The 5,805-nt window shown below is 71.3% G+C and carries 6 protein-coding genes; 4 read left to right on the top strand and 2 right to left on the bottom strand.

Annotated elements, in window-relative coordinates; genetic code table 11:
• Positions 1–209 precede the first annotated feature (209 nt).
• The 4 genes from FNH04_RS40160 (at position 210) to FNH04_RS40145 (ending at position 3,926) form a co-directional block, all read left to right on the top strand.
• The gene (locus FNH04_RS40160; protein WP_322725254.1) at positions 210–1,697 is read left to right on the top strand and encodes an MFS transporter; all 1,488 of its coding nucleotides are present in this window, start codon (positions 210–212) and stop codon (positions 1,695–1,697) included.
• A gap of 188 nt (positions 1,698–1,885) precedes the next feature.
• The gene (locus tag FNH04_RS40155; RefSeq protein ID WP_152791085.1) at positions 1,886–2,791 is read left to right on the top strand and encodes an SDR family oxidoreductase; all 906 of its coding nucleotides are present in this window, start codon (positions 1,886–1,888) and stop codon (positions 2,789–2,791) included.
• Positions 2,792–3,012: 221 nt separating this feature from the next.
• Positions 3,013–3,375 (top strand): DUF1304 domain-containing protein, encoded by a 363-nt coding sequence (locus FNH04_RS40150; protein ID WP_152791084.1) that lies wholly within the window; start codon positions 3,013–3,015, stop codon positions 3,373–3,375.
• Positions 3,372–3,926 carry a TetR/AcrR family transcriptional regulator gene (locus FNH04_RS40145; RefSeq protein WP_152791082.1) on the top strand — a complete coding sequence of 185 codons (555 nt, stop codon included), beginning with the start codon at positions 3,372–3,374 and terminating at the stop codon, positions 3,924–3,926. The genes FNH04_RS40150 and FNH04_RS40145 overlap by 4 nt, the downstream gene beginning before the upstream one ends.
• Before the next feature lie 74 nt (positions 3,927–4,000).
• Here FNH04_RS40145 and FNH04_RS40140 read toward each other — a convergent pair whose 3' ends face one another.
• On the bottom strand, positions 4,001–4,609 hold the full coding sequence (locus FNH04_RS40140) for a M23 family metallopeptidase (protein ID WP_322725251.1): 609 nt from the start codon (positions 4,607–4,609) through the stop codon (positions 4,001–4,003).
• Positions 4,610–5,087: 478 nt separating this feature from the next.
• Positions 5,088–5,252 (bottom strand): hypothetical protein, encoded by a 165-nt coding sequence (locus FNH04_RS46940; RefSeq protein WP_194236980.1) that lies wholly within the window; start codon positions 5,250–5,252, stop codon positions 5,088–5,090.
• Positions 5,253–5,805 lie beyond the last annotated feature (553 nt).

Genomic DNA, 5,805 nt, shown 5'->3' with positions numbered 1-5,805 from the left:
GGTCTGGGGTGGCCGGGCGTGGGACGGTGCACCAGGTTCCGCCGTCAGGTACCGGTTGGGTTAGACGACGTACTGACAGTTCGTCTCGCCGGTTCTGTCAGCGCGCTGACAAAGTCGCGTCGCGATTCGGCGTTCCGGGGCAGAGTCGCGGTGCCGTCCGGCGGCCCAGAATCCGTGTCCACCACACCCGCGCGACGAAGGGGGCGACGGTGGGACGGGCCCGCTTGTTCCTGCTGCTGGCGCTGCTCACGCTGACCGGTTTCGTCACGACGCTCGACAACACGGTGATCAACGTGGCGCTGCCGACGGTGCAGCGCGAACTCGGCCTGACCGTCACCGATCTGGAGTGGGTGGCCAGCAGCTATGTACTCAGTTTCGGCGCGCTGCTGCTGCCCGCGGGGCGTCTGACCGATCTCCTCGGCCGGCGGCCGGTGGTGGCCGCCGGGATCGTGGTCTTCACGGCGGCCTCGGCCGCCGCGGCGGTCGCGGACGGCGGCGGCACGCTCATCGCGGCGCGTACGGTCCAGGGGGTCGGCGCGGCGCTGGTCATCCCCGCCTCGCTGGCCGTCGTGGCGGCCGATCTGCCGGCGCACCGGCGGTCCACGGCGGTCGGCCTGTGGACGGCGGCCCTCGCGGTGGCGCTGGCGCTCGGCCCGGTCGTCGGCGGCTTCGTCACCGAACGGTGGTCCTGGTCCTGGGTGTTCGCGCTGAACGTGCCCTTGGGGGTGCTCGCGCTGCTGCTGGTGCCCGCGATCCCGGCCAGGGCCTGTGCCGGAAGTCCCCGGCGTCGCGGGGCAGGAGGGACTTCCGGCACGGGCCCCGGGTCCGGGGAGCCGGTGCGCGGCGGACTCGACCTGCCCGGTGTGTGCTGGTCCGTCCTGTCGCTGTACCTGCTCACCTACGGTCTGGTGCGCGGTGGGGAGCACGGGTTCGGCGCGGCGCCCGTGCCGCTGTGCCTGGGCGTCGCCGCCTTCGCCGCCTGTGTGTTCGTGGTCGTGGAGGCCAGGGCCGAGCGGCCCCTGGTGGACCTGCGGCTGCTGCGCGACCGGTTCCTCACCGGCGGTGTGCTCGCGCAGATGCTGTGGGGCATCGGCGTCAACGGCGTGTTCTTCTTCACCGCGCTCTATCTCCAGCGGATCCTCGGCTTCTCACCGACCAGGGCCGGGCTGGCCTTTCTCCCGCTGGCCGGGGCGCTGCTGCTGTGCACGCCGCTCGCCGAGCGCGCGGCACGGACGCTGGGCGCGCACGTGTCGATCGCCGCGGGGCTGGGTCTGGTGGCGCTCGGGCTGCTGTACGTGTCGGGGACGGGCCTGGGCGCCGGCTACTGGGACGTGCAGCCGGGGCTGCTGCTCATCGGGGTGGGCTCGGCGCTCACCACTCCCCTGACGGTGCGTTCGCTCGTCCGGGTCCCTCAGGCCCGTACGGGGATGGCGACCGGCCTGCTCAGCGCGGCTCGCGAAGTGTCGGGGGTCTTCGGCGTGGTCCTGGTGGGCGTGGTGCTGACCCGCCGTGAACGCACCGAACTGCGTGGCGGAGCGGATCCGCGCGGCGCCTTCCTGGAGGGCTACGACCTGGGGCTGCGGCTCGCGGCGTGCTGCGTCCTGGCGGGTGCGCTGGTCACCCTGCTCACCCTGCACCGGCGCGGCCGGCATCGGCGGGTGGTGGCGCGGGGCCGGGTCCGGGTCGCGACCAAGTGACGGCGCTCGGGTCAGGACCGCTTGGGGGCCTCTGGGGCGCGACGTTCGGGGCCTCCGGGACGCGACGTTCGGGGCCTCCGGGGCGCGACGGGAGCGTGGCCGCCGACCTGACGGGCACTCGGTGCGGGAAAGACGGCGCGGCACGAGCCACGTGGTGCGCCGTGGACGACACCGGCGAAGGGGAAACCTTGAAGCCCGAGCAGGAACAGTCCGCACCGCAGGTCGTCTCCGAGCCCGCCCCGCCCTACGACTCGGACAAGCAGAAGCATCCCGGCCTGGAGGCCGATATGCGCAGCGCGCCGCGTTACCGGGCGAGCCGCTACCGCGCCTGCGGAAAACTGGAGGGGAAGGCAGCGCTGATCACCGGCGGTGATTCCGGTATCGGACGGGCGGTCGCCCTGCTGTACGCGCGGGAGGGCGCCGACGTCGCGATCGTCCATCTGCCGGACGAGCGGGTGGACGCGGAGCAGGTGCGGCGCGAGGTGGAGGAACAGGGGCGGCGCTGTCTGCTGCTGCCCGGCGACCTGAAGGACCCGGCGTTCTGCCGTGAGGCAGTCGACCGGACGGTGGCCGGTCTCGGCGGGGTGAACATCCTGGTGAGCAACGCCGCCTACCTCAACAGCAAGCTGGAGCTGGAGCAGCTGAACGCCGAGGACTTCGACCGGACCTTCAAGACCAACGTCTACGCGTACTTCCACCTGCTGATGGCCGCTCTGCCCCACTTCGAGCCCGGGGACACCGTGATCGCCACCGCGACGGAGGAAGCCCTCAAGGGCAGCACCACGATGATCGACTACGCGGCGTCCAAGGCCGCGTTGATCACCCTGACCAAGTCCGTCGCCCCGCACCTGGCCCAACGGGGCGTGCGCGCGAACGTGGTGGCCCCCGGCCCGACATGGACGCCGCTCAACGAGGCGGACCCGAACATGCCACCGGACGGGCTGGCCCACATCGGGAGCGAGGCGCCACTTGGCCGTGCGGCGCAACCCGAGGAGATCGCACCGACCTACGTCTACCTCGCCTCCGACGCCGACTCCAGCTACACGGTCGGCGAGGTCATCGCCGTGACCGGCGGCATCGTCGACACCAGGTGAGCTGCGGGTGAACCACAGGGCGCCGTCGGGGCCCGCCGTGCGGAGGGTTCGGTCCAGCCTGTCCCGCCGGCACGCACGCACGCACGCACGCACGCACGCACGCACGCACGCAACAGCATGTCGATACCGTCCGCGCACCCTCTGGACTTCCTGGACACCCGTCCAGCTATAGTGGACACCTGTCCAAGAAGTGAACTGACGTACGACGGAGTCCGCAGACGATGGAGATCCTGGCGAACGTGCTGGTCGCGCTGGTGGCCGCCCTGCACGCCTACATCCTGGTGATGGAGATGTTCCTGTGGCAGAAGAAGCCCGGGTTCGGATTCCACGGGTTCGATCCGGAGATGGCGAAGCGCACCGCGGCGATGGCCGCCAACCAGGGGCTCTACAACGGCTTCCTCGCCGCGGGTCTGGTCTGGGGTCTCGTCGCCGGCGACCCGACCGGCTTCCGGGTCCAGGTCTTCTTCCTGAGCTGTGTGATCGTCGCGGGCGTGTACGGCGCCGCCACCGCCAACCGCCGCATCCTGGTAGCCCAGGCGCTCCCCGGCGCCCTCGCCCTGGCCGCCGTCCTCGTCGCGCGATGACCCCGGAGGACCCCCGGGCCGCCCGCACCCGGGCCAAGCTGCGGGAGGCCCTCCTGGAGGAGTGCGCCCGGCGCCCGCTGGCGGAGGTCGGCGTGGCCTCGCTGGTCCGCCGGGCGGGCGTCGGCAGGGCCACGTTCTATGTGCACTACGCTGATCTGGAGGCGCTGGCGGTGGACGCCTGCGCCGATGTCGTACGCGAGGCCGTGGACGCCCTGCACGCGTGGCGGGGGCGTCCCGACCCGGTGCGCGCGCCGGACGCGCTGCTGGAGTTCTTCGCCGGTCTCGCGCCCCACGCCGACCTGTACCGCGCCCTGCTCACCCCCGGCGGCGGCGGTCCGCTCGGCCACGTGCTGAACCGGGATCTGCGCGCCTACAGCCTCCGCGAGCGGGAACTCGCCGGGGCCGCCGACGCCCCGCTCGTCGCCTCCGCCGTGGCCGCGACCTTCGCGGGCGTGCTCGGCGACTGGCTGCACGGCCTCATCGAGGCGTCCTCGGACGACATCGCCCACCAGTCGTGGCAGTTGCTCGTCGCCCTGCACCGCAGCCGGTGACCGGCCCGCGGCGGCGGACCACCGCGGATGGCCGCCCGCCGCCGCGTACTGGAAGCGCTCAATGGCCCAGCGGCTCAGAGTGACAGGCCGTGGTCGCGCAGGAATGCGACCGGGTCGATGGCCGATCCGTATGCCGCAGTCGTGCGGATCTCGATATGAAGATGCGGACCGGTCGAGTTCCCGGTGCTGCCCGACACGGCGATCCGCTGTCCGGTGCTCACCTTCTGCCCGGGCGAAACAAGGGTCCCCGACAGATGGGCATACTGCGAATAGGTGTGGTTGGCATGCTTGATCACGATCTGGTTGCCGTAGGCCCCGCCCCAGCCGACCTCGACCACGGTGCCGCCGTGCATGGCCTTGACGGCGGCGCCGACCGCGGTGGCGAGATCCTGCCCGCTGTGGCGCCGGGACCACAGGCTTCCGCCCGCACCGAAGCTCGTCGTCTTGGTGTACGAGTCGAGCGGTCGCACCCAGGAGTCGGCTCGCTTCCGGAGGTCGGCGGCCCGTTCCTCGGCTTCGGCCCGCGCAATGGCGTCGAGTATCTTCGACGACATCCCGGGCAGCCATGCGACCGTCAGAATTCCCAGGTGGACGTCTCTCACATCCGTCGCGGCATCGCGCGGACGGTCAATGCCGTCGGCCTGGGCCGGGGACACCCCCGACGCGCCCAGCGTGAGGACCACGGCCGACAGGGCCAGCGAGTGCCATCGCACGTTGTTCTCCTTCGGAGCAGGCTGCACCGGGAGCCCCGGCGGAAACCGGCCACTCCCTGTCCGTACGCCCGTACGAGCCCGGGCAGGCCGGGTGTATTACGGCATTCCGAAGGATTTCTTGTGCTCTACGTCACCATCGGGTGAGCAGTCCCTTCTCTCTACTGATGCGGGACGGGCCGGAATCTTCTGCGTTCTGGCGATCGAGGCGCACTCCGGGACCCTGCACTCTGGCAATCGAGGCATACTCCGGACCGCTGAGGCAGTTCACCATCGCCGACCCACCACGTCGTGCAGACCCGAGCCCTGCGCACCTACCCGCGCCGGCCAAACGCCGGCACCCGCCGCAGCACCTGGCCGCCGAACGCAAGGAACGCGCCCGAATCCGAAGCGAGAAGGGCATCCACCGAGACAGGCGCCCCTCTCGAAACCGCAGTCCGAAGCGTCTCCCCTAGAGCTCGTCCTCATAGGGGTCGCTCAGCGTCCACCGGCGGAAGAGGTCGTCGTCCTCCTGCCGGCTGGGCATGTTCCACCTGCCCGGCCAGGGATTGGGTACCCGGCCCTCCCGTATCGCCCGTCGGGCGGCCCGGGTGTTGCGGTACCGGAGCGGGATCACGGTCAGGGGCAGTTCCTTGCCCGTCGTACGCGACCAGGCCCGAGACGGGCGCAAGAGGGCCCGGGGCCCCGGGCCGCGCTCGATCCACAGAGCAAGCGGACACTCAATGTCTCCGAAAGGATGGCTGATCATGACCATGATGTCGGCGTATTCGCTGGAGCCTTGGGCGGAGTCCGGCATGAGGGGAACGTAGGGGAGCCGGCCCCTGCGTGCCAGTGTCTCTCGGCCGACCCGATCGGCCGTTGATGGCCGAGCCACATCCCCGTTCCACCGGTGCCGCGCCGCGGAGAGCGCGTGGTTGACGGTGCGCCGGATCAGCGACAGCTCACGCCGGTCGGGCGTGCGCCTCGGCGGCCCTACCAGGAGTCCGGGTGCACGTGTCGTTCCAGTGCCAGTGCTGACTGTGAGAGTTCCTCCGCGCGGGATGGGTCGCTGCCAGGCTCGATGCTCGTGAGGCATGACTCCTCACATGCCTGACCCCCGTCCGCCGAACACCGTGTTCCTTCTCCGCCGTGGAGGGGGACGCGAGCGTTCGGCGGACGGGGGTCAGGCA

The sequence above is a fragment of the Streptomyces phyllanthi genome, assembly GCF_009377205.1.
GTDB classification, from domain to species: domain Bacteria; phylum Actinomycetota; class Actinomycetes; order Streptomycetales; family Streptomycetaceae; genus Streptomyces; species Streptomyces phyllanthi.
Note: the sequence above shows the minus strand (reverse complement) of the source record. Positions and strands in the feature narration are given on the sequence as shown.